The 25,014-nt window shown below is 53.8% G+C and carries 10 protein-coding genes and 1 pseudogene; 1 reads left to right on the top strand and 10 read right to left on the bottom strand.

Annotated features, from left to right (window positions below; translation table 11 throughout):
• Positions 1 to 257: 257 nt before the first annotated feature.
• Positions 258 to 3,224 (bottom strand): FAD-binding and (Fe-S)-binding domain-containing protein, encoded by a 2,967-nt coding sequence (locus FOE74_RS07725; RefSeq protein WP_149098004.1) that lies wholly within the window; start codon positions 3,222 to 3,224, stop codon positions 258 to 260.
• Between the two features lie 287 nt (positions 3,225 to 3,511).
• Positions 3,512 to 4,669: a class I SAM-dependent methyltransferase gene (locus FOE74_RS07720; protein WP_149098003.1), complete on the bottom strand. Its 1,158-nt coding sequence runs from the start codon at positions 4,667 to 4,669 to the stop codon at positions 3,512 to 3,514.
• Positions 4,670 to 5,338: 669 nt separating this feature from the next.
• On the opposite strand from FOE74_RS07720, the gene FOE74_RS07710 reads away from it, so the two are divergent.
• The gene (locus tag FOE74_RS07710; protein WP_149098001.1) at positions 5,339 to 11,479 is read left to right on the top strand and encodes a PAS domain S-box protein; all 6,141 of its coding nucleotides are present in this window, start codon (positions 5,339 to 5,341) and stop codon (positions 11,477 to 11,479) included.
• Between the two features lie 365 nt (positions 11,480 to 11,844).
• On the opposite strand, the gene uxuA is transcribed toward FOE74_RS07710, so the two are convergent.
• The 8 genes and pseudogenes from uxuA to nanU form a co-directional block, all read right to left on the bottom strand.
• Positions 11,845 to 13,017, bottom strand: coding sequence for a mannonate dehydratase (uxuA, locus tag FOE74_RS07705; protein WP_149098000.1), 1,173 nt, complete (start codon positions 13,015 to 13,017; stop codon positions 11,845 to 11,847).
• 18 nt (positions 13,018 to 13,035) lie between these two features.
• Positions 13,036 to 13,857 (bottom strand): annotated as a pseudogene (locus FOE74_RS07700) (SDR family oxidoreductase).
• Positions 13,858 to 14,238: 381 nt separating this feature from the next.
• Positions 14,239 to 15,471, bottom strand: a complete 1,233-nt coding sequence (locus tag FOE74_RS07695; protein WP_149097999.1) for an AGE family epimerase/isomerase — start codon at positions 15,469 to 15,471, stop codon at positions 14,239 to 14,241.
• 12 nt (positions 15,472 to 15,483) lie between these two features.
• Entirely contained in the window at positions 15,484 to 17,625 is a 2,142-nt protein-coding gene (locus FOE74_RS07690; RefSeq protein ID WP_225840726.1) for a GDSL-type esterase/lipase family protein, read from the bottom strand.
• A 140-nt stretch (positions 17,626 to 17,765) separates the two neighbouring features.
• The gene (locus tag FOE74_RS07685; RefSeq protein WP_225840725.1) at positions 17,766 to 19,292 is read right to left on the bottom strand and encodes a sialidase family protein; all 1,527 of its coding nucleotides are present in this window, start codon (positions 19,290 to 19,292) and stop codon (positions 17,766 to 17,768) included.
• Between the two features lie 155 nt (positions 19,293 to 19,447).
• Positions 19,448 to 22,144, bottom strand: a complete 2,697-nt coding sequence (locus tag FOE74_RS07680) for a sodium:solute symporter family transporter (protein ID WP_225840724.1) — start codon at positions 22,142 to 22,144, stop codon at positions 19,448 to 19,450.
• Positions 22,141 to 23,094 carry a dihydrodipicolinate synthase family protein gene (locus FOE74_RS07675; protein WP_149097997.1) on the bottom strand — a complete coding sequence of 318 codons (954 nt, stop codon included), beginning with the start codon at positions 23,092 to 23,094 and terminating at the stop codon, positions 22,141 to 22,143. The genes FOE74_RS07680 and FOE74_RS07675 overlap by 4 nt, the downstream gene beginning before the upstream one ends.
• Before the next feature lie 385 nt (positions 23,095 to 23,479).
• Positions 23,480 to 25,009 carry a SusD family outer membrane lipoprotein NanU gene (gene nanU / locus FOE74_RS07670; RefSeq protein WP_149097996.1) on the bottom strand — a complete coding sequence of 510 codons (1,530 nt, stop codon included), beginning with the start codon at positions 25,007 to 25,009 and terminating at the stop codon, positions 23,480 to 23,482.
• Between the last annotated feature and the right edge of the window lie 5 nt (positions 25,010 to 25,014).

Here is a 25,014-nt window from a genome sequence, read left to right as displayed (position 1 = left end):
GTGAGGGTATAGGCCATTAATGGATGATTTATGATTTATGCTTTAATATAGCAATTAATCTTTATTCATAGAGAGACATAAAAACAAACACTCAATGACTAAGCTGATATAATTCTCAGTTTGGCTTCTTTGATTACCGCAAAATGTGGTGCTTTTTTTCTAATTCCATTTTGAGCCTGTTTTCAGAAATCAAACCCATAAACAGCAAAGCCTTTCCATCTGGAAAGGCTTTGCTGTTTATGGGTTTGATAAGGCAGTTACTTCTTCAAGGCTTGCCACAGGATCTCGGCGGGGTGCAGGGCTTTTTTGGCCGTTCCGTCTTTGATCTGGTGGCGGCAGCTGGTGCCGGCGGCAGCAATGAGCACCTCAGGCGCGGCGTTGCGCACGGCCGGGAACAGCACCAACTCCCCAATCTGCATGGAAACGTCATAATGCTCCGCCTCATACCCGAAAGAGCCCGCCATGCCGCAGCAGCCCGAGGGAATCATCTCCACCTCATAGTTCTGGGGCAGCGACAGGATTTTCTGGGTAGGCGTAAGCACCTGCAGAGCTTTCTGGTAGCAGTGCCCGTGCAGCTTGATGTGCTTTTTCTCCTGGGTGAAGGCCGCGGCGGTGATGTTCCCGCTTTCCGCCTCTTTTTGCAGAAACTCCTCTAAAAGGAAGGACTGAGCCGCTACTGTTTGGGCTAAGGGCACCAGGTCAGCGGGCACCAGGTCCAGGTACTCATCCCGCAGGGTGAGAATGGCGGAGGGTTCAATGCCCAGCAAAGGAATACCGGTGGCCATGGCCTTGCCCAACAGCAGAACATTCCGCTCGGCTATTTTCTTAGCCTCGCGTACCAGGCCCTTGGAGAGGTAGGTACGGCCGCTTTCCAGGTGTTCGGGCAGCTGCACGCGGTAGCCAAGCGCCGTGAGGAGTTTTACTGTGGTCTGCCCAATCTCCACGTCATTATAGTTCGTGAACTCATCGCAGAACAGCAGCACCGGCTTGCCGTTTTTGATCTGGGCCGCATTTTCTTTTTCCCATTTTTTAAACCAGCTTTTCAGGGTGGTGGCCCCTACTTCGGGCAATGAGCGCTTGGTAGCGAAGCCCACGGTTTTCTTGATCAGGTTGCTGGTCACCGGGTTGCTGATCATGAAGTTGTAGACGCTTGGTACCAGCGAGGCCATCTGCTGCATCTTGGTGAAGTTCCCGATCATGCGCGTGCGCAGGGGAATGCCGTTGGCGTCATGGTAGTGCTGCAGGAACTCGGCCTTCATCTTGGCCACATCTACGCTGCTGGGGCACTCAGACTTGCAGGCTTTGCAGCTCAAACACAGATCCATGACCTCTTTGATCTCTTTGTGGTCAAACTTGTTGACTTTGTCTGAGTTGGTGAGGAACTGGCGCAGGATGTTGGCGCGGGCGCGGGTGGTGTCTTTCTCCTGGCGGGTAGCCATGTAACTGGGACACATGGTGCCGCCGCTCACGTGCGTTTTTCGGCAGTCGCCGGAACCGGAGCATTTTTCCGCCAGGCGCAGAATGCCTTCCTGCTTAGAAAAGTCAAACAGCGTCTCTACCGGAATAATCTGTTGGTTTATCTTCTCTTCATAGCGCAGGAACTCGTTCATGGGCGGCGTGTCCACGATCTTGCCAGCGTTGAAGACATGTTTTGGGTCAAAGATCTGCTTTACCTCTTTGAGGAGGGCGTAGACTTCCGGCCCCAGGGCCAGCGGGATAAACTCGCCGCGCAGGCGCCCGTCGCCGTGTTCGCCGCTCAAGGAGCCGTTGTATTTTTTCACCAGCACGGTGGTCTCTTCCAGCACTTGCCTAAACACCTGTTTCCCGGCTTCGGTTTTCAGGTTGATCATGGGTTCCACGTGCAATTCCCCGGCGCCGGCGTGGGCGTAGTAAGAGGCTTGCAATTGGTGCTTCTCTAGTAACTGCTGCAGTTCGGTGACATACGCCGGCAGATCCTCGGGGCTCACGGCGCAGTCTTCAATGAGGTTCACGGGTTGGGTGTCACCGGGCAGGTTCCTGATCAAACCCAGGCCCGCCTTGCGCACATCCCACACGGGTTTGGTGAGGGCACCCCGCACCACAGGATAAGCATACCCCAAACCTGCGGCTTTCAGGTCTGCGATCAGGGCCTCGGCTTTCTGGGTGATGGTGTCCTGGCTGTCGGCCATGAATTCTACCATGAGCAGGGCCGCCGGGTCGCCTTCAATGAAAAAGCGGTTGGCGTCATAGGTGCGGTGGCCCTTGGTGAAGTCCATGATGTATTTGTCTACCAGCTCAGAAGACATGGGATGGTGCTTCAGGATGATGATGTTGGCCTCCAGGGCCTCCAGCAACGAATTAAAATGCACGCACACCAGTCCCTCCTCTTTAGGCGGCAGGGGAATCAGGTTCAGTTTGGCTTCGGTGACGAAGGCCAGGGTTCCTTCAGAGCCCGCCAGCAGTTTACATAAGTCCAGGGTGGTCTGTCCTTCGGGTCCGGCGCCCTCGTCTACCAGAAAGTCCAGGGCGTAGCCGGTGTTGCGGCGGGTTAAAGTCTTCTTAGGGTAGTTTTCCTGGATGAGGGCCCGGTTCACGGGGTTGCTGATGAGGCCGTAGGTTTTTCGGTAAATGTCACCTTCCAGGTTCTGGAGGGCGAGTTTCTGCTGCAGCTCAGCGTGGGTGAGCGGTTTGAACTCGGCCTCAGACCCGTCGCTCAGCAATACTTTGGCAGATAACAGATGGGTACGGGTATCACCCCACACAATGGAGTGCAGGCCGCAGGAGTTGTTCCCGATCATGCCGCCCACCATGGCCCGGCTGGCCGTAGAGGTCTCTGGCCCGAACAACAGGCCGTGCGGGCGCAGGGCGGCGTTCAGGTCATCGCGTATCACGCCGGGTTGCACCCGAACCCACTGCTCCTGGGGGTTGATTTCCAGAATCTGGGTGAAATACTTGGAGATGTCTACCACCAGCCCGTTGCCTACCACTTGTCCTGCCAAAGAGGTACCGGCCGCCCGGGGAATGAGCGTGATCTGGTGCCGGTTAGCGAACTGGATCAGCGCTTTGAGGTCTTCCTGGGTTTGGGGAACCGCCACGGCTACTGGTTTTTCCTGGTACACCGAGGCATCTGTGGCGTACACCATCTTCTGGGCCTGGTGCAGGGAAGAGGCGTTGTCATAGAAAAGCTCACCGGTAAGGGTTGCATCCAGTTCTGAGAAAGCTGAGGGAGAGGGAGCGGAGGTCATGGCTAAATGAAAAAGACAGGCAAATATAGGAACAGCTACAAAGGATGGCTAACAATTGGGCAAAAGGTCTTCGCAAAGAGTTTTTGGACACCATACCCCCCTGGTTGATAACCAGAGGAGAGGTAAGGGAAACCGTTCCAATCAGTAAAAGCACCCAAACTATGGAAGTAGTTGTCAGACAGGCATCCAAGGGTTGAGCAAGGGCAAGGCAGCGCTTCTGTTTTGATAAGGTTTTTCTAAAATCGGCCTTGAAACAATCGTCCTTCCCCTTTACCAGAAATAACGAATCAGGGGTTGAATTTAATACGGGTGGCAAAGGTGAGTTTGTACACTACCTGTCCGGTTTTAGGATTGAGCAAGGTGATTTTGCCCTGCTCCTTCAGTTTCTCAAAGGCCGTCTGGTAATTGGCTTTGCTGTAGTTCTTGCCTACGTTGTGCTTCTCATAGATTTTCTCCAGGGCCATGCTGTTGTAGACGGCGGTGTTCTGCAACAGATCTTCTATGAGGTTCACCAGCGAAAACTCCAGGTATTTGGAATACTCGGGCACCAACAACCGCACCGCCTTCAGGTTGGCGCCCAGCAGGGGTACGCCATCTTCCTGCACATCGCTGTAGGGCAGCACCACTTCCTTGAACCGGGTATGGGCCAACTCATGGCGTGACACAAACCAGACATGGTGGTTGCTCTGGTCTTTGCCGGGCACGTTGATTCTGAAGCGGGTGGCCTGGTAGCCTTTCTCCAGCAGGCTTTCCGCGAAGGCCTTTAAAACGTAGGTTTCTTTTTTGGCGGCGTGGCTGGTTTTAGCTAAAAGGGCCTTGAGGGCCGGGAGCCGGGAACCCAACAACGTGTGCAGCGGATGATCGGGTTTTTGGCTGCTCAGGGCCGCGGTCAGGCGCTTGAACTCAAACTGCAGCAGGAAATGGGTATGGTCTTGCCCAAGGGCACGGGCCCAGAGCTCCTGCGAAAACTTGTTCCCAAAGGGGTCCAGGGAAAGGAAAACAGCGTCTGCGGCGGCCTCCTGCTCCTGGAGGGCAAGTTGGGCCTCGGGCAGATGAAGGAACTGGGGCTCTTGCTGTAGGTCGGCGTAAAAAGGGAGTTCTGTGGCTAATTGGGGCAAGGTGGCGGCCAGGGCTTTGTTTGCCTCATACAGAAACGGATGGACCGCCTTGTTCAGGTTCAGGCGACCCCCGCTGCGGGCAAAGATGCTTTTCAACACCTGGAAGGAGACCGGCTGGGCGCCCTCCTCTTCCAGGCCCAGGCCGGCATTGGCATCCAGATACAGGACTTTTGCCTCTGGGTCTTTCTCAGAAAGCAGCATCTCACACCAAACCGGGAAAAAGGCCACCAGGAACTCGGCCTTGACCTGGGCCGCGCTTCTTCTTTGCCTGAAAAAATCCTTGGGGTCTGTCTTGGCCACTATGTCCTCTTTCCTTTCTGTCAGCATATCTAATAACCGGTGAAAGAACACTGGCCTGTTTTTTCCTTACTGCCTCTATTTTTCAACGGCAAGGCGTGACAAATTTACTATTGTTTTTGGTCTAAAAAGCGCGAATCTGCCTAAAAATATTAGCAAACCCAACCAAGCTGCTTCAACCTTGGAAGTAAAAGTTGAGGCATTCCCTTCTGCTGCTACTTTAAGCTTGCCCTCTGTTTTCCAAGTCATCAACGTCTCTCCCGTTTCTGAGGTTCTTGAAGGCTCCCTTGAGAAGGTTTTACTTTACCCATTAGTTAATTCTCTGACCAAAAGAAATCCCCTTCTTCTTCCATCTCTGTAAAACCAAAAGACTAAGACTCAGCGCCATATCAGAATTGTTACATATTATTTATATTTCTAAATTCCAGATTTTCAGAAACGTAATTGAACCTAAACTATAAATAAATTATTTAGAAAATACCGTCAGGCGTTTTGTTCTATCTTAAACAAACAAACTATTGCATTATACCTCTTCGCCTTTTTTCAACAAGATATAAATCACTAGATTTGATATCAGATTAGTATAATTTTTGCCAGCTGCCTCCGTAGCGTTATAACCCTATCAAGAGTTGGTTGGCAGAAGTACATCAGGTAAGCATTGGCCTGCCCCCGGTGGCAGTTGTTTCGTTTTAGTATCGCATGGCAGACTTGTACCGCGCTTTTATCAAGACCAAAGACCTTAAGCACCTTTTCATAGGATTGCTGTCTGGGTTTCTCCTTTTCACCACCTTCCTCTACGGCACGTACTACAACCTGAAACGGGAAAATGAAACCACCCAATGGGTCTTGCACTCACAGGAGGAAATCTACCAGATAGAACGGGCGGTTTCCCTGGCGAAGGAATTTGAAACCGTGGCCAGAGGTGCCCTTTTAACAGACAAGGGAAAAAACAGCGGATCTGTCACCTTGCCAATCAAAGAGCAGGAGGCAGCACTTGCCCAGTTGGGGAAATTGTTCTCTAGTGATGCTGTCCAGAAAGTCTACCTTGATTCTTTGGCCTTTTACCTGCACAAAAAGGCAGCCTTCTCCGCTGCCCTGCTCCAGACACAAGAACAACAAAGCCAGGAGGCAGCCATGAGGCTCTTTCACACCAATGCCGGCAAGAAGTACATGACCAGTATTCGGCAGTGGGCCAACACCATGAATACCAGAGCCACCCAGACCTTGGAGGCCCGCAAAAAAGAAAGCGAGCAGGCTACGCTCTTTACAAACCAAATTCTGGCGGCCAACTTCTTCTTTCTGGGTTTGTTGCTCCTCTATATGCTCTACAAAGGCTGGCAGCAGGAAAAAGCCAAGAATGCCGCCATAGAAAAGTTAAGGCAACGGGAAGAACATTACCGCACGCTCATTGAGAACAACGGCGAAGCTATTGTTTTATGGGACCAGGGCGGGGTAATCTCCTTTTGGAGTCCGGCCGCCGAAAGGATTTTAGGCTGGTCCCGGGCGGAAGCGCTCACTCCGGGCTTCTCCATCAGTTTCCACCCGGAGGACCAGGAGGAGGCGCTGCGCACCCTACAACAGGTCACCGAAACCCCTGCCCATAAAGCGAAAAGCGTGCAGCGGGCGCGGCATAAAAACGGGCACTATGTCTGGATTGAGGGAGAAGCCATTAATCTGCTTCACCAGGAAAGCGTGCAAGCCCTGGTTTTCCATTTCCGGGATGTCTCTGCCCGCCGGCAAGCCGATCTCAAAGTACAGAACGCCCATCTGTTGCTGGAGAAATCCGTCAACAACCTGAAACAGATCATGGACTCTTCCCTGGACATCATTTGCACCATAGATACCCAGGGGCGGTTTGTGCAGGTAAGCGAGGCCTGCGCCACCATCTGGGGCTATGGACCTGAGGAACTGACGGGGCGCGCCTTCATGGACCTGGTGACCGAAGAGGACAAGGAGTTAACCACCCGGGTGGCCACTTCCATCATGGCCGGCAACCCGGTGACCATGTTTGAGAACCGGTACGTGCGGTCCGATGGCAGCATAGTGCCCCTGCTCTGGTCTGCGCAATGGGATGACCAGGACCAGCTCATGTACTGCGTTGCCAAAGACGCCACGGAGAAAAAAGAGCTGGAGAAAGCCTTTCACCTGGAGAAGCAGCGCTTCAATGACCTGTTCATGCTGGCTCCTTCCTGTAACTGCGTCTTGAAGGGCCCTGACCATAGGTATATTTCCACCAATGCCTTGTTTGACCAACTGGTGGGCAGTGGGCGCCAACTATTGGGCCAACCGGTGGCGGAGATGTTTCCAGAGATGGTCCCGCAAGGCTTTATTGACATTCTGGACCAGGTATATGCTACCGGACAGCCCTTTGTCGGCACAGAGAAACTCCTCCAGATTGACCACACCAATGGAGAAGCCCTCCTGACAGATGTATACATGAACATGGTCATCCAGGCCTACCAGAATCAACTGGGTGAGGTGGAGGGGTTGTTCTTCTACGGGATCAATGTGACGGAACAGGTCCTGAACCGTAAAAAACTGGAGCAACGCGAGTTGAATTTCCGCCAGCTCATCCAAGACCTACCGGCGGCGATCTATACCTGCTCCACGGCCGGTCAGATTGAGCTGTACAACAAAGCCGCGGTGGAGTTATGGGGGCGGGAACCCCGGCTAGACGTGGACCGCTGGTGCGGCTCCCATAAGATGTATGACCTGGACGGCAACCTGCTTTCCCCCCATACCGGCCCTATGGCGGTCACCCTTGCCACCGGGGTGCCGGTAGTAGACCAGGAAGTCATCCTGGAACGCCCCAACGGCGAACGGCGCTTTGTAAAACCGCACCCAGTGCTTAGCTATGATTCTGCCGGCAAGTTACACGGCGGCATCAACATCCTGTTTGACATCACAGAAAGCAAGAACGCCTCAGACCAGATCAGGCGCAATGAGGCTGCCCTGGCAGAAGCACAGCATATCGCCAAGATAGGCTCCTGGAACCTGGACGCCCAAACCCAAGCCTTGGAGGTGTCAGAGGAACTCTACCATATCTTTGAGACAGACCGCGACGGCTTCACCGGAACCCTTGCTTCCTTCATCGCCTTTGTGACGGAAGAAGACCGGGAATATGCCCAGCAAGTCACCTTAAAGGCCTTTTCTGATGGGGAGCCCTACCTCGCTGATTTCCGGATTCTCACCGGGAAAAAGTCTCGCCGCACCATTCAGATAAGGGGCAACAGCCAGAAGGACGTGAACGGGCAGGTGCTGCGGTTGTACGGCACAGCCCAAGACATCACGGAAAGAAAAGAGTTTGAGACTGCCCTGCTGGCGTCTGAGGAGAAATACAAGCTCCTGTTCTACCAAGCCCCGCTGCCTAAATGGATCTATGACCTGGAAACCTTGCAGATCATGGACGTGAATGACAGCGCTATTGCCCACTATGGCTTTACCCGCGAAGAATTCCTGGCCATGACGGCCAAAGACCTGCGCCCGGCCAAAGACGTACCCGCCATGATCAAATCTGTACGGGCAGAGAATACCGGCAAAGGAGTCAACCGGTTGGGGTTATGGAACCATATCAAAAAAGACGGCACCCCTATCATTGTAGAAATCTCTGCCCATAGCCTGGTGTATGAAAACCGTAGTTGCCTGCTGGTAGAGGCCAATGACGTCACCACCAAAGTATTGGCAGAGCAGGCCCTGAAAAATAGCAATGACCGGTGGGAGATGCTCTCCAAGGTGACGTTTGACGCCATCTGGGAATGGAACCTGAAAACAAACGAGCTTTTCTGCGGCGAGAACTACAAGGTTATTTTTGGCCAGCATTCTGAAAACGCCAGGGAAAACTTCCAAGCCTGGCAAGACTACCTGCACCCAGAAGACCGGGAAAGAATACAGACCAGCCTCCAGCGGTTCCTGGCCAGCGGTGACACCACCTGGCAGGCAGAATACCGGAAATTAAAAAGAAACGGGGAGTACGCCTACTGCACAGATCGGTGCATCCTGATCAGGGATGAACAGGGGGCACCAGACCGCATGGTGGGCGCCCTGCGCGACGAAACCGAGAGCAAGCAGGCTGCGGAAAGCCTCCTCATTGAGAAAACCTTTTCTGAAGCCCTGCTGGAAGCCTCGCCAGACGGCATTGTAGGGTTCAACCAGGAAGGAGAAATCCTGCTATTCAACAAAAAGGCAGAAACCCTGTTTGGGTATTCCCAGGAGGAGATCCTGGGCGCATCGCTCACCACGTTGATGTCCATAGAAAGCCATGAGGTACACTTAGACCGCCGTACAGAACTGTTCAACAGTACTTCTCAGGCACCCAGCCGCGAGCTGCAAGCCCTCCGCAAAGACGGGTATGAGTTTCCGGTGGATGTAAGCCTTAGCCTCCTGCATTCCTATAAAGGCAAAATAGTCATCTGCAGCATACGCGATATCACCGAACGCAAGTTGGCGGAAAAGCAGCTAAGGGAGTCTGAAAAGAACCTGCAGGCCATCTTAAGCAGTTCCCGCGAAGCTATTTACCTCTTAGACGTGAACCTGCGGGTGGTGCTGCTGAATGAGCACGCCAAGGTGCTGATCCAAGATGGGTTTGACGTGACCTGTACTCCCGGTGACCATTTCCCTTCTTTGTTTGAATCCGGGCTGGCAGAGAAACTGGAGGGGATTTATGCCCAGGTATTGGCGGGCCAGAACCTGGAAGATGAGCGGCAAGTCCCCCTGCGCCAGGGAATGGCGTACTATTACTCGGTATACTTCCCGGTGAGAGACAACGCCGGTAACATCATTGGCCTCTGCTGCTCTTCCCGCAACATCACAGAGAGAAAGAAGATAGAGAAGGCGGTAAAAGCCGCCAATGCGGAAAAGGCCGAGTACCAGTCCCGTTTCAAGGCCATTCTGGACTACTCTCCGCAGGCGGTGCTCATCAAAGACCTGGAAGGGAAATTCATTTTCTCCAACAAAGCCTTCCTCAACCTCTTTGACCTGGACCGCAACCATGAGATCGGCCTGCAGCTGAAAGAGATCTTTGATGACCAGGAAGCCCGGGAAGAGTTCCAGGCCACCGGCTTTGAGACCGATCCTGAGAAAATCACCGCCAAAGAGTGGGCCCAGCAGATAGACCTGCCAGACGGCAAATCCCTGAACATGGAAGTCATCAAGTTCCCCTTGTATGACAACCAGAAAAACCTGTTCGGTATCTGCACCATCTGCAAAGACATCACAGAGCAAATGCGCCACCAGCAGCAGCTCATTGAGGCCCGCGAGAACGCGGAACAGGCCGAACGCCTGCAGGAACAGTTCCTGGCCAACATGAGCCATGAACTGCGTACGCCCATGAACGGGATCATTGGCATGGTGAACCTGTTGCTCACCTCCTCTTCTTTGCAGGCAGACCAGAAAGACCGCCTGCAGGTGATTCAACAGTCTTCTGACACCCTCCTCACCCTGATTAACGACATCCTTGATCTTTCCAAAATAAAAGCCGGCATGCTGACCATTGAGAACGTGACCTTTGATTTTAACGAGTCCATTGCCGGCACGGCCCTGCTGTTCCGGGAGAAAGCCAAGGAAAAAGGCATCAGGCTGACCGTGGCCACGGACCCTTACATTCCAAGGCTGCTTTCAGGTGACCCGCACCGGTTAAACCAGATCCTGAACAACCTGCTCAGCAACGCCATCAAATTCACGTCTAAAGGATTCGTGCGGTTAGAGGCCTCGCTGCTGAATGAAACAGAAGAGCAGGTGGTGGTGGAATTTGTGGTGAGTGACTCGGGCATTGGCATGGATAGCACCGACCTGCTCTACATCTTTGACAATTTTGCGCAGGCGTCGCATGAGATTTCCAGCAAATACGGCGGCACGGGCCTGGGGCTGGCCATCACCAAACGGTTGATAGAGATGCAGGGCGGCGAGATACAAGTGGAAAGCACCAAAGGCAAGGGCACTACCTTCACCTTCCACCTGCCCTACACCGTCACCCTTGACACCACGGCGGTGGTGCAGCCTTTCCACCAGACAGAACCGGCTCCGCTTAAAAGAGACTATACGGGCAAACGGGCTTTGATTGTGGAGGACAATGACATCAACCAAGCCGTGCTGGCCTCTAACCTCAAGCAGCACCGCATGGAGTACCTCATTGCCCCCAACGGCCAGGAGGCTGTTGATTTACTGGAGGCCGGAGAGCAGTTTGACATCATCTTCATGGATTTGCGCATGCCCGTCATGAACGGTTTCCAGGCCACCGCCTACATCAGGCAGAAGCTGCAGTTACAGGTACCCATTGTGGTGTTGACCGCCAGTGTACTCAGAAATGAAAGAAACCGCTGCCTGGAGATAGGCGCTTCTGAGTACATGGCCAAACCCTTCGCCATGGCAGACCTGGCCCGGGCCCTGGAGCAATTCGTGCCGTTGCCGGAGCAGGCGGTAGCACCATGCCCTGGAACTACCCAGCCCGAAGAACCTGCCGCCGCCCCTGCCCTTCCGGCAGAAGCCGGATTTGACATCAGTCGGTTGCTGGAACTGGAAGACGGGCCCTATGTACAGCACATTCTGGAGGTCTTCGCCTCTAAAATGCCCACCTACCTGCAGGAACTCAAAAGTCTTTACCCGGCGGGCTCTTGGGAAGATTTCCTTGAAAAGACCCATAAAATCAAGGGCAGCCTGGCCTTTATCCAGATCACCGAGGTAAATAAGTTGATCGTAGCCATGGAAGAGCAGGTTGAGGCCCGGAAAAGCCTGACTGGCCTTGGAGAATCCTTGGAGAAATGCGTGACAGCTTACCACCAGACGATTCCGGCGGTACAGGCAGAGGTAACCAGGAAACTGGCCTCCCCTAAGCTGAAAGCCTAGCCTTTCCAATTATGCCTGTCCGGTAAGCAAAAAAACCCTACCCAAGACAGGTTGATGCACCCGGAAAACTGACTTCGTTCTTCCATCTTCCGCCCAAAAAAAGGCCTGTTTTCACGCTCTTTTAGTGAAAACAGGCCTTAAACAGGAGCCAGGAAAGCAAGGAATTGCAGGTGCTCCCTGCTCCTTCCTTAATCCAGTAGCATGAGTGGCGATAAGGCGCATGGACTGGGAAAAGAGGGTCTTTTTTGCTAAAACAGGGCCTAAACAGGAAAAGGCTCCTGTTGCCAGAGTTGCACCAGAAGTGACCAGGGCAACCCAAAGGTTTTTGCTCCCCTTTTACAAAACCAGCCCTAAAATAGCTTTGGCTACTTCTCTTGCAGCGAACGCGCAATGCCCATCTCCAGGCCTCTCAGTTCCGCCAGGCCCCTGAGGCGGCCAATGGCCGAGTAACCGGGATTGGTTTTCTTGTGCAGGTCGTCCAGCATCTGGTGCCCGTGGTCGGGCCGCATGGGAATGGCAAGGTTCCTGCGCTGCATCACGGCCAGCAGTTCCCGCATGACGGCGTACATGTCCACGTCTCCTTCCAGGTGGTTGGCTTCATAGAAGTTGCCTTCCTCATCGCGCTGGGTGCTGCGCAGGTGCACAAAATTAATGCGGTCGCCAAACATCCTGACCATCTCCGGCAGGTTGTTGTCTTCCCGCACCCCAAAAGAGCCGGTGCAGAAACAAAGGCCGTTGCTTAAAGACGGCACCGCCTGTACCAGCGCCTCTATGTCCTGGGCGGTGCTGACTACCCGGGGCAAACCCAGGATACCGTACGGCGGGTCGTCGGGGTGAATCACCATCTTCATGCCTTCGGCCTCGGCCACCGGAACGATCTCCCGCAGGAAATAAATGAGGTTCTCCCGCAGTTTCTCTGGGGTGATGTCTTGGTAAGCGTCAAGAGCCTGCTGGAACTGGGCCAGCGTAAAACTCTCTTCGCTCCCTGGTAACCCGGCAATGATGTTTTGCTGCAACTGCAGTTTTTCAGCGTCTGACATGGCGGCAAAGCGGGCCTGGGCTTTGGCCAACTGAACGGGGGTGTAGTCCTTTTCTGCCCCCCGGCGTTGAAGCAGGAACACGTCAAAGGCAATGAAGGCGGCCATCTCAAAGCGCAAGGCCTTAGAACCGTCTTCCACTTCATAGGCCAGGTCGGTGCGGGTCCAGTCCAGCACCGGCATGAAGTTGTAGGTGACCAGGTGAATGCCACACTGGGCCAGGTTCCGGAGCGAGGTCTTGTAGTTCTCAATGTATTCCTGGAAACCGGCGGCCTGGGTTTTGATGGATTCATGCACCGGCACGCTTTCCACCACGCTCCAGACCAACCCGGCCTGCTCTATCTCGGCTTTGCGTTGCTGTATCTCGGCCACGGGCCACACCTGCCCGTTGGGGATGTGGTGCAGGGCCGTGACGATTCCTCTGGCCCCGGCTTGTTTTATGTCTTGCAGCGTGACCGGGTCATTGGGCCCGTACCAGCGCCAGCTTTGCAGTAATGGCATCTTGTTTTGAAATAAAGGTTAAACCCCTGAAAACGCATTGAACCCACCGTCTACCACCACGGTCTCGCCGGTGACAAACCGGGAGGCGTCACTGAGCAGGTAGATGAGGGTTCCGGTCAGTTCCTCGGGTTCCCCGAACCGCCCGTACGGGGTGTTGGAGATGAACTTGCCCGCCCTTTCTGACAGGCTTCCGTCTGACTGGAGCATCAAAGGCCGGTTCTGCTAGGTGAGGAAAACGCCAGGTGCCAGCGCATTCACCCGGAGGGCTCCGCCGTAGCGCTGGCCCAGTTCCACCGCCATCCACTGGGTGAAAGACTCTACCGCGGTTTTGGCCATGGCGTACCCCAATACCCGGGTCAGGGGCCGTTGCGCCGCCAGGGAGGAGATGTTCACAATCACGCCCCGGCCTTTCTGGGCCATCACTTTCCCAAACACCTTGGTAGGAATCACGGTCCCGAACAGGTTGAGGTCCACGGCCCGGCGCGTATCTTCCACGCTGAAGTCAAAGACGTCCTGATCCGGGGAAACCGTGGCCCCGGGCATGTTGCCGCCCGCGCCGTTCACCAACCCGTCTACCGTGCCCCAGGCTTTTAGGACTTCCTCTTTGGCTCTTTCCATTTCGGCTTCGTCCAGCACATCGGCTAGAACGGCCAGGGCTTGGCCGCCCTGTTCCTGGATGGCTTTCACGCGCTCCTGGGCCCGCTCCTGGTTTCGGCCCAGAATGGCCACCTTAGCCCCAGCCTGGGCTACTGCCAGACTGAAAGCCTCGCCCAATACCCCGGTAGCGCCTGTAATCACGATTACCCTGTCTTTCAGGGAAAACTGTTCCAATCCTGCCATGCTGCTTTGTCTTTTAGAGAATATTCCATCGGGCCTGAGCCCGGCAATTTCTACAGGCTGCCTTTTATCACCTGTTTTCAAGAAAACAGTGCTTTTCAGTTCCCGCACCCAGGCGAATAAATATAAGTGTAATTCTAACCATATACGTATTCCACCGGACGGAAGGCCGGCCCCAAAATCCTATAAAGTCCACGCAGGCCTGCCAGAACCAGACAGGGGTGAAAACAAATCAGGTCTGCTTATTCCTAAGCAGACCTGATCTTGTACAGAATAACAGAGGAGATTTTCCCTCTGAGGTTTACCGGCTGTTTCTTTGAAATGGCTTGGAAACCAAACGCAAGAAAATCCGGGGGGTTTACTTCTTGGCAAAGCGGAGGCCTTTTAGCGTTGTTCTTCAGAAAACTGGTCTGAAACACGATGCAAGGATTTGCTTTTGGCGGCCTCTTCCAGCAACTGCCAGCAGTACCACTCCTGGCGGGGTAAATGGAAAGGGCCTTTGAACAGGTTTCCTTTGATGGAAGAAGACCGGCTGCCGTCGCGGTGCAGGTACCCAAACCACTCCCCGTGCTCTTTGTCATGGAAATGGGAATAGCCGTAGTCATGCACCTGTTGGTGCCAGGTGGCGTATTTTTCGTTGCCAGTCATGACGTAAGCCAGCAGGGTGGCAATGATAGTCTCATTCTGAGGCCACCAGAACTTCATGTCGTGCCAGTATTCCTGCACAGGTTTGCCGTACACATCGCGGAAATAGATGATGCCGCCGTGCTCTTTGTCCCAGCCTCGCTCCCACATGTAGTCCAGCATGCGGCAGCCCAGGTTGATCAGGTGCGGGTCGTTGTTACGATGCTTGGCCTCCTGCAGGATAAACCAGGCGCCTTCAATGGCGTGGCCCGGGTTAAGGGTACGGCCGTCAATATGGTCAATGATGCTGCCGTCTGGGCTCACCTGCTCCATCACGCACTGGATGTCGTCTTTCACGAAGTCCTGCTCAATTTCCTTGATCCACTTGGAGATCCACTCATCGCACCGGTCATCACCTATGGTGTCACGCAGCTGCTGGGCGGTGTTGATCATGATCATGGGCACGCCAATGCCTTTGGCCGGACGGGTGCCGGTAAATTTGGGCGGCAGCAAACCAGGGGTGGTGGCGTACTCAATGCATTTCCCGAACAGCCGGCGGGCCTCGGCGGCCACTTCCTGGTCACCACTGGCTTTGGCGTAAGCGGCAAAGGCAATCACGGCAAAGGTCTCTGAAAAGAAATAGCGGCGCTTCCGGATAGGCTGGCCGTCACGGGTCACGTGGAAAAACATGCGGCCGTCTGTGTCAAAGCAATGTTGGCGCAGGAAGTCGATTCCTTTCTTGGCACCCGCCAGCCACTCAGGCTTCTGTTCTACGGTGTTATAAAGCGTGGACAAGAGCCAGGCACCCCGGCCCTGAATCCAGACGGCTTTGTCGTCGTCTATCAGGGAGCCATCAGCGTCGCGCATGAACAGATACCCGCCGAATTCCTCGTCAATGGAGCGCGGGAACCAGAAGGGCACGGTGTCTTCTAAGAGCTGTTTTTTGTAAAACGCCCGGTAATGGTCTATGGTAGATGGATCAATGGTGGTCATAGGAAAAAGAGTTTATCCTTTGGGGATGGTATAACTGTTAAAAGTGGAGGCCGGAAAACCTGCTTTGTTCACCAGATTGGCCGTGGTGAAAGGCTGCCAGGCGTAGCGCACATATTTGGGTTCTGGCACCTGGTCTGACGACACCTGTACCTTGCTGCCTTTGATCACAGCAGTAGCTTCCCGAAATACCAGGTCTGGGCCCGCTACTTCAAACCCGCGCACCGGCTGACCGTCAGCGGAACGCAGGCCCTCACTGAACTGGAACGAGCAAAAAGCTTTGCCTCCGGACACCGTTACCTCTTTGAACAAGGGGCCGCTGTAGGGCACGCGCTTTTGGTAGGTTTGGGCCAATGCCCAAGCCGCCAGCCGCTCGCCTATCTGTCTTTTCTGGGTGGGGTGCACATTGGTAGGATGGCCCAGGTCACTGCTCACGGCCATGCCGGTGTTGGCAATCTGAGTCAGCAGGCGGCGCTGGCTGTCCCGGAACTGGGGCCAGCTGGGGCGGTTGATGCCCGAGAGCTGTACGTAGTAAAACGGAAATTCATAGCCCCACTTCTGGCGCCAGCTGCTGACCAAGGTTTGGAACAGCGTTTCGTGGAGCTCTATGTTGTGGGCGTTGCTTTCGCCCTGGTACCAGAGCACGCCCTTGATGGGAAACGAAACCAGGGGCGCAATACCCGCCTCATAATTATAGGCAGGCTGGTACGGATGCCGCCGCTTGCCCACGGCTGCGGTGCCCAGGTTTTTAGCCGCCCGCTCCCGTACCCAGGGCATCAGGAAATCTGAACTGTGCCAGTTGGCCAGCAGGCTCACCAACTGCGGATGGTGCTCCAGGGTGTACCGGTCAATCCAGGACTCAGTACCGGAGCCACCCACGGCCACTTCAATGAGCCCAACGGGCACGCCTAGCTGCTCCTGCAACCGCTTCCCGAAATAGTAGGCCACGGCGGAGAAATCTTTGGCTCCCGCTGAGTCGCCGCGGCGCCAGGTGCCGGAAAAGTATTCCAGTTGGTTTACTTTTTTCTGGGTTAAAGAATCCCAGGTATAGTCACCGGTCTCGGCCAAAGGTTTCATTTTCAATAGGCGAATAGTAGACGCCTGCTGCGCGTCCCGCATCTCTGCGCTGGTGTGCACAACTTCTTTCACCCGCATCGCCATGTTGGATTGGCCCGAGCATAACCACACTTCCCCCACCAGGATATCCCGGATGAGGAGGCTGGTATCTGGCGTGGAAACCTGCAGCTGATAAGGGCCGCCCGCTTTCTGCGGCCCCAGCACCACGCGCCACTTACCATTGGCATCGGCGGTAGCCGTCGCCTTTTCCGGCCCAAACTGCACGGTTACTTTCGCTCCTGCATTGGCCGTACCCTGCACCGGCAAAGGCATTTTCTGCTGCAACACCATGTGGTCAGCAAAAACCGGATCTACTTTCAAACCGCCATACTGACCAGTAATGGCCGCGTGAATGGTGTTGGCCAGAATAGTAGCGCCTTCTTTGATGGGGTGCAGCTCATCTGGGAACAGGTCCGGGCGCGGGTAAAGCGGGCTATGCAAGTCAATCAAGCCGGTCTTCCTGTTCTGGGCAATCACCGGAATCAAGGACTGAATCTGCCAATACCACTCTCTGGTACCGGAAATAAACCTTGGGTGGCCGGAGAAAATGGGCGTCAGGCGGCAGATGTAAATCTTGACCTCCGGGTTACCGGCGCGCAACGCATCTATGATGTTGTAATAATTACCGGCGAACTCATCCTGGTAATTAGGCCAATTGCGGGGGTCGGTGTCGTTGAGACCCAGGTGGATGATAGCGATATCAGCTTTGAAGGCCAGCGCGTCCTGGTACTGCTGGGTCTTGTTGTAAGGCCGGTGCCCTTTCTCCAGCAAGGTGGCGCCGCTCAAGCCAAAATTACCCACCTGGTACCCTGCGCCCAACAATTTCTGCAACTGCGCCGGGTAGGAACTCTGCTCGCGGTCCTGGATGCCATACCCGTAGGTTACGGAATTACCGATACAGGCCACTTTCAGCACCTTTGCCTGCGGCAGCGCTACCCCGGGGAAAGCCACCAGAACGCTCAGAAAAGCAAGGAGAAAAAGAGCTTTTCCCCAAAGCAGGCAAAGTGAAGGAGAAGAAGGATTGGTGATTGACTGGTTCAAGTGGATTTTAGTAAAAAGGGACATTAAACCCAGGCCGTTCTCCTAATAACTCCCTTTAGGCCCAATGCCCCCCTTTTCAGGAGGGCATTGGGCAGAAGCATCAGAATACGGCAGTCTACATTTACTTTCTGCGGCTACTTTTATTTGATGATATCACGCACCGGGATGCGCACAAAGTAGAGGTCTTTCACTCCTTCATACAGAATCCCGATGGTTTCATCATCCACTTTGGTGAGGGCAGAATAGCCAAACCCAGAGCGCTCATCCAGCAAGAGTTGGTTGGCGGGCTGCCAGGTCTCTCCCAGGTCAAGGCTCGCTTTCAGGGTGATGTTGGTGCGGCTGTTGAGGGTGTTAGGATTGCTGAAGAAAAGGACGTCTTTCTTCCCATTCTTCGTTTTCACGTTGGCTTTGATCAGACTGGCCATACACACCGGGTCTTGCAACGCACTGTAGGAAGTGTGGTGCTCTACCCAGGTTTTGCCCATGTCTGTGGTAGTGGCCACAGAGCGGTACTGGCCGCGGTTATCGCGCATGTTCAGCATGAGCGTGCCGGGCGTGGTTTCCACTACTTGGCTCTCAGTCGTGTTTGACTTAGCGCCAATGCCGCTCTTCCAGGTAGTACCGTGGTCATCGCTGTAAATGATGGCGGAGTGCGGCATGCCTTTCTCGTCCCAGTACTGTGACGGGAACACCAGTTTGCCGTTCTGCATGGCAATGCCGTTGCCGGGACCGTTGAAATAGAGGTTCCAGGCGGGGTTCTTCACTTGATCTGTGATGCTCTGCGGGGCTGACCAGGTAAGGCCATCATCATTGCTGCTCACCAACACAAACTGGCCGGTTTCATCAGGAGACAAACCTGGTTTTGAGCCGGCAATTGATTTGTTCCCTTTGCTCCAAAGGGCTGCTACCCAGATCTTGTCGGTTTTGGGGTCATACAGAATGGCGGGGTCCCCAATGCCATTGTTCTTGTGCGGCTCCCCCATGTCCATGATGATCTTCATGGGCTCCCAGGTCTTGCCGCCGTCGGTGCTGCGGTTCAGGCCCACGTCAATGTTCGCCGGCAGGTCACGGGAGTGGTCATACCGGATGTCATACACGGCCAGCAGGGTTCCTTTTTTGGTGGTGACAATACCGGGAATACGGTAGGTATCCACGCCCTGGTCACCGGCCTTGCGCAGGGCCACGCCAATGCGTTTGGCATAGACAGAATTGTCTTCCAGCACCGGCTGCTTCTGGCCCCCGGCTTTGGTAAGGTGGGTGGCGTGGAGCTCTACCAAATGGTCAGGATTGGCTGATTCTTTCAACTTGGCACTGAACCAGAGGTAATTCTTCCCGGGCTTCAGGCGGAGTTGCACCGGCACCTGAAAGGTGGCAGTGGAGGGAGAAAGGGAAGCCACCGGATTTTTAGAAGAAAACAAGGGCTCATTGCCCGTGAAAAACACCTCCAGCTTTTCCAGGTCCTTCAGGGCCGTGGCATTCAGCCGGGCGGTGATTTGCTCATAGGCCACCTCTGGCCCGGCCGGCACATAGACCGTTACGCGCAGCAGCGGGTTGGTCTCCATTCCTTTAAGCACCGGAACGGCGGGCGCTGTACTGGTAATGCCCCCGGTAGAGGCTTGAGGTACTTTCTGGGCGCAACTAACGCTGCCCATCAGAAACAAGAACAAACAGACTAAAAGGTGTTTACTGTGAGGCACTGTGAATTTGGTTTTCATTATACTCCTAAGTTGGTACTCTTTACTTGGTTAGAAATCCGCTTCCCGGCGCTGCACATGGCCGGAAAGCGTTTTTTGAAAAGAGGGTCATTTGCCAGAAACGGCCGTTAAACCCCCACTGCCTTTTCTACCACTTCCCCCTCCTGCACGGTTGGGTTGTTTCTTTCATAGACCGTTAGCCCGGTGATCTCCTTGTCTTGCCCACCAAACAGCAGACTGAACAGGTAGCCAAAGAAGACACAGGTAACTAAGCCCGTGAAAGCGAAAAGCAAAAAGTTGATGTTGGTGTATTGGCTGATATAATACTGCACCAGGCCGCTGAGGAAAAGACCGGTGATGGCTCCTCTGGCGTTTGCTCTCTTGGTGAAAATGCCCAGGACGAACAAACCACCCAAGCCGCCGGTAAACAACCCCAGAATGGTATTGAACTGATCCCAAAGGGAAGAAACGCCCCATTGCGCCATCACCAGCGCCAGGGAGGTACCCACCACGCCAATGGCCAAGGTCATGTATTTGGCCGTGCGCAGGTAGCTTTCCTCGGATTTTGAGGTGAAGGCTTTCCGGTAAAAATCCGTCACTAACGCTGTGGTCACCGAGTTGATGCTGCTGCTGAGGGTAGACATGGCGGCGGCAAAAACGGCGGCAATGAGCAAACCAGTGATCCCAGACGGTAACTCAGACACGATGTACCACGGGAAGATGGCATCCTGGCTCTGGAGTTGGAGGTTTATTTTCTGCGGGTTTTCCTTAAAGAACAGGTAAAGCAGCGTACCAATGGAGAAGAAGATCAAGGCCGAGGGCAAGGCCATCCAAGCCCCCAGGCGCAGGCTTTTTCTAGAACCGGCCTCGTCTTTGGTGGTCAGGTACTTCTGCACCACCGATTGGTCTGCCCCATAGGTGATCACGTTGATGGCCAGACCGCCCAACAGGACCACCCAAAGGGTTGGCTCTGTGAAGCTGAACGTGGTATTCAACAGGTCCAGTTTTCCGTTGTCTTGCAAGGTCTGCCACATGGTGCTGGCGTCTGCCTCCAACTGAAAAGGAATCATGACAAGACACACCAAGGCACCTCCCAAGAGAATCACCACCTGGGCCACATCGGTCCAGACTACTGCCTCAATTCCGCCTTTCATGGTATAGAAGACGGTGATGACGCCCATGAGCAGAATGCACAGGTTCACGTTGATGCCCGTTACCAGCGTAAGCGCCAGACTAGGCAGCAGCAACACAATGGCCAGGCGGCCCAGCTGCAACAAGATGTACAGGGCCGAGGCCAGGGCCCGGGCCGCATAATTGAAACGCTTCTCCAGGTACTCGTATGCCGAGGTGATCTGCAGTTTGCGGTAAAACGGAATGAAATACGTGGTAATGACCGGAATAACCATGATGATGGTCATCTGCAGGATAAAGTAATTCCAGTTGGTGGCGTAGGTCTTGGCCGGTATAGACATGAAGGTGATGGCGCTCAGCTGGGTGCCATAGATACTGAGGCCGGCCGCCCAACCGGGTATGCGTTGCCCGCCCCGGAAATAATCATCAGTCGTATCTTGCTTGCTGGAAGACCAGATGCCTATGCCCACCATCAGACCCAGGTATACGAATACCACCAGGTAATCTAACCAGGAAAAGTAATGCTGCGGGGTAAGGCTGCCTTTCAGTACCTGCACCGTACGTACCCCTGGCTTCACCTCCCCAGAAGGGATGAAGAAGTCGCTCCCCCACCGGACGGCAAAGGTAGTGACCGGAGCATAGGGCAACTCCCCGTTCCTGGTCCAGGAATCAGTGACGGTGTTGTAGAGGTAAATGTCTTTGCTGAAGCCCACGTGGGTGGTCTGCAACTTTTGCTTCTCGGCTAGCAGTTGTTGTTTTTGGATCCCATCTGGGGTTTGGGCAATAGCCGCGTTCAGCTGCTCAATCTTGGTAAAGACATCGCCTTTGTCGCCCCCCAGCACCAGGATATAATTGGCCCCAGAAGCCAGGCCGGCTGCGGCGGAGAGCGGAGTCTGGTTTCCTTTGCCATCTGACACGCCGTTCAACTGTTTCCACGCAGTTCGTTTAGGATCAAACCGGAAAGTGGTGCCATGTAATTGGCTCACGCCCGAAGGCGATTGGGTTCTACCCCCAATTACATACAACGCTGGATATTCTCCGTTAGACTGCGCCACCGCTACCGCGTGCGACAACTTAGCAGGCAACGCTGGTAGGGTTTCCCAGCCAGAGGCCGTAGAAGCAAGATTTAGGCGGAAGAGACCATTGGTACTGCCTCCCGTGGTTTCGCCCCCGGCCACGTACACGTGGTTGCCTAGCAAGGCGGCGGCCGCGTTGGTGAGCGGCAAAGGAAGATCAGGCAAGGCCAAGATCTTTACCTTTTTGGCCGCTGGGTCCCACTGCAACAGTTGCACCCGTTTCTGGATGCCTTTCTCGTTTTCGCCCCCAATACTCACCACACCTTTCTCGGTGGTCACGCTGGCACTGTAAGCCACAGGCTCTGGAAGCTGGAAGGTTTTCTCCAGCCAGGTATAGTCTCCTTTTTCACCTTTAGACAGAACAAAGATGTCTTGCCAGTATTTTTTCTTGCCTCCCTCCCAAGGCATACCCTCCGGGAAATTGGCGCCCCCTGCCACCAGCAGGACATTGTTGTGCACACCTCCCGTTGAGCCGGCCAGGCCGGGCTGTACCTTGCTCCCCGGGGAAGCAGGCACCTCGGCAGCCATAGACCAGGAAATGCTGTTCGCTTTGGGCAACTGCGCATAACTGGCAGTCAGCACCCAAAGAGATAAAAGAATTGTTAATGTAATTCTCATAAAACCATTTTGTGCATGCTCAACTCAGAAGAGCGTGAACAGAATTCTTTAAAGCCCAGGGCCGCTACCTCTTCACTGAAGGCTTCAAACTGGGCAGCGCTCATGTTGCGTACCGGCAGGCGGAATTCACCACAGTCTAAGCCTACCAACTTCATGAAGGCCTTACCGGTGGCAATGCCGCCGTATTTGCCCAGCAACCGGATCATGTCAATGGATAATTGCTGCAGGCGGCGGGCCTTCTCCTGGTCTCCCTGGTTGTAGGCTTCAATAAGTTCCTGGTACAGCGGAGCCGCATAGTTGTAGGTACTTCCTACGCCGCCTTTCGCGCCCAGCACCAGGGCTGAGAGCAAGTTCTCATCGCGTCCCCACAGCATATCGTATTTCCCATCCTCAAACTGGAGGCAAGACAGGAAGTCCATGAAATCTTCATGGGTATACTTGATGCCCGCAAAGTTAGGAATCTGGCCAGACACCTCCTTGAGGAGGTCAATCATCTGGAAATTCACGCCGGTGAGCACGGGAATATGGTAATAATAGAACGGCATGTCTGGCACGGCATTGGCCACCACTTCACAGCATTCGGCCAGCTTTTGCACATTGGCCGGCTTAAAGTAAAAAGGGGCGGTAAACGAGATGCCGTGTAAGTTTACCTGCCGGGCGTGCTGGGCCAGGTCAACGGCGTCTTGCAGACAGGTGCCGCCTACCAGGGTGATCACCTTGAAATCAAGGTCCCCTTCGGTGGCCTCGGCCCACGCCTCCGCCACCTGCTTTTTTTCCGCAACCGTCAGCGAAACCCCTTCGCCGGTTGAACCGCAGATAAAGGCGCCAGTGTTTCCGTTACTTTTCAGGAGTTGATAATACGCAGGGATTAGTGAAAGATTCAGGCTTCCATCTACATGCATGGGAGTGAATGGAGCCGCGATCAGCCCTTGTAAATGTTCTAAATTCATAAATTCTCTTTGTCACTAAACTTCTCTTTCTCAAGAAGTATGTTGAAGGAAATAATTGGGCAAGCGCCCGGTAACACTTTAAAAGAAGCTGTTTTGTTTTTGGGCTATTTCTCTAAAACTAGCCCAAAAACAAAAGTACTTATAATGGCTGTCGCAAGCCATTGTTGCCAAGTGGAAATAAAAAAGCTAGAGCTGGTACTAGGTGGACTTACTTTCACTCTATTTACCTTTAGGTCTTGAGCTTTAATCAGGTAGGCAAGCACTGCTACCAACTCTGCCGTCTACACCCTACCTTCTGCCCATTCCGCTAAACCAAGAAGAAGGTGGTGTGATATGAAAGCGCAGGTCTTTTCATAGTCCCTTACTTTCATATCACACCACTTATCTAAAATTTAGGGTAGCCTGGATTTTGCTCAAGAGCCCTGTTGTTGGTCAAAGTGGTGCGGTCTATTGGCCAGAGAAGCTTGTAAGACTGACCTGGCGTAAGTGTGGTGTACTTATAGACAAAATTATCGCCCATCCTTCTTAAGTCATACCAGCGCTTTCCTTCAAAAACAAATTCCAGGAAACGTTCCCTAAGAATAGCCTCTTTGGGGTTTGTGTCTATAGCTTGGTTAGGATACCCGTGTACCAGCGGGAGGAAGTTTGCCCCGAAGGCGCGTTGCCGCACCCTATTAATCTCGGGAGCAGGGTCTTCCCCTAAGATCACTTTAGCCTCTGCCAACATTAAAAGCAGGTCTGCGTGCCGGTATATAGGAAAATCGTTGGTATACTGGCGGCTGCCGGCATTCTGCTCCCCTTGGTATTTCTTTACAAATGCCCCAGCAATGACGTAATTCGCGCCAACTTTGCTATAGGCGGGCTGTATGGTTGCCCATTTTCTGGAGTCGTTATTATCAAATGCTCTGAATGTAGACACCTTGATTGGCGCCCGTAGAAGGCCACCCCAGTTGTCAGTCCCCACGTCAAACTTCCTGTTCTGCAAGGAGTCATAGAAGTTTATGATTAAGCTGGTTTGCGGCGTGAAGCTGCCAGGCACAAACCCCATAGTGGCCTCATTCAGCAAGTAACGAATGGCAAAAATAATTTCATTATTTCCTTTAGTCGCAAACACATTAGCAAAGTTAGGTTGCAGAGCAAGCGAAGGGATGTTGGTCTGGATATCTGTCAGTGCGGTCTTGGCGATGGTGGCATCTCCGCCTCCGCCGCCTCTGTAGCTGGTCCACAGGTACACTTCCGCCTTCAGCATCAACGTGGCGGCTTTAGACCAGAAGCCTTTGTTGTTTCTGAAGGTATAGTTGGTGCCAAAACTGCTGGCTGAGCTTTCAATATCGGCCTTAATGAGCTTCATCACCTCCTCCTCACTGGAGGCAGGCTTTGCCAGATTAGAAACGTCAATTGAAAAAACAGGCTCTGTTTGGATCACCACTTTGCCCCATGAACGCAACAGGTGGAAGTAGTAGTACGCCCGCATGCCGTGGGCAATGCCCAGATAATATTCCTTATTGGCGGCAGTAACGATATCTGAAGTAGTGAGTTTATTGATTAGCAGGTTTAGCTGGTTGATATTAAAATAAAATCCACCAAAGTTACTCACCCCCGGATCATTGTTATCCAAAGTTTGTAACCACATACGTTCCAAACCTTGCGTAGCCTCTCCAGTAAAGGTTGGCCCCAAAGGCGTCTCCGTGCCAAAAATATCTGAGCGCATTTCACCCAACCGCTGAAAATTAGAGTTATGGCTCCTGAAGGACGAATGGACGCCCGTGACGAAGGCATCAAATTGGTCAGGTGACTTCCAGTAACTGGCATCACTTAAACTACTGACAGGCGCTAAGTCCAGTTCATCTGAACAGGCGCTCGTTAGCGTTACTACACTTATGATGGAGAGAATGAACCTTATATATTTTTTCATGCTTA

Source organism: Rufibacter glacialis (assembly GCF_008271745.1).
Classification (GTDB): Bacteria; Bacteroidota; Bacteroidia; order Cytophagales; family Hymenobacteraceae; genus Nibribacter; species Nibribacter glacialis.
The sequence above is the reverse complement of the archived record's forward strand: the minus strand, read 5'-3'. Positions and strand labels throughout refer to the sequence as shown.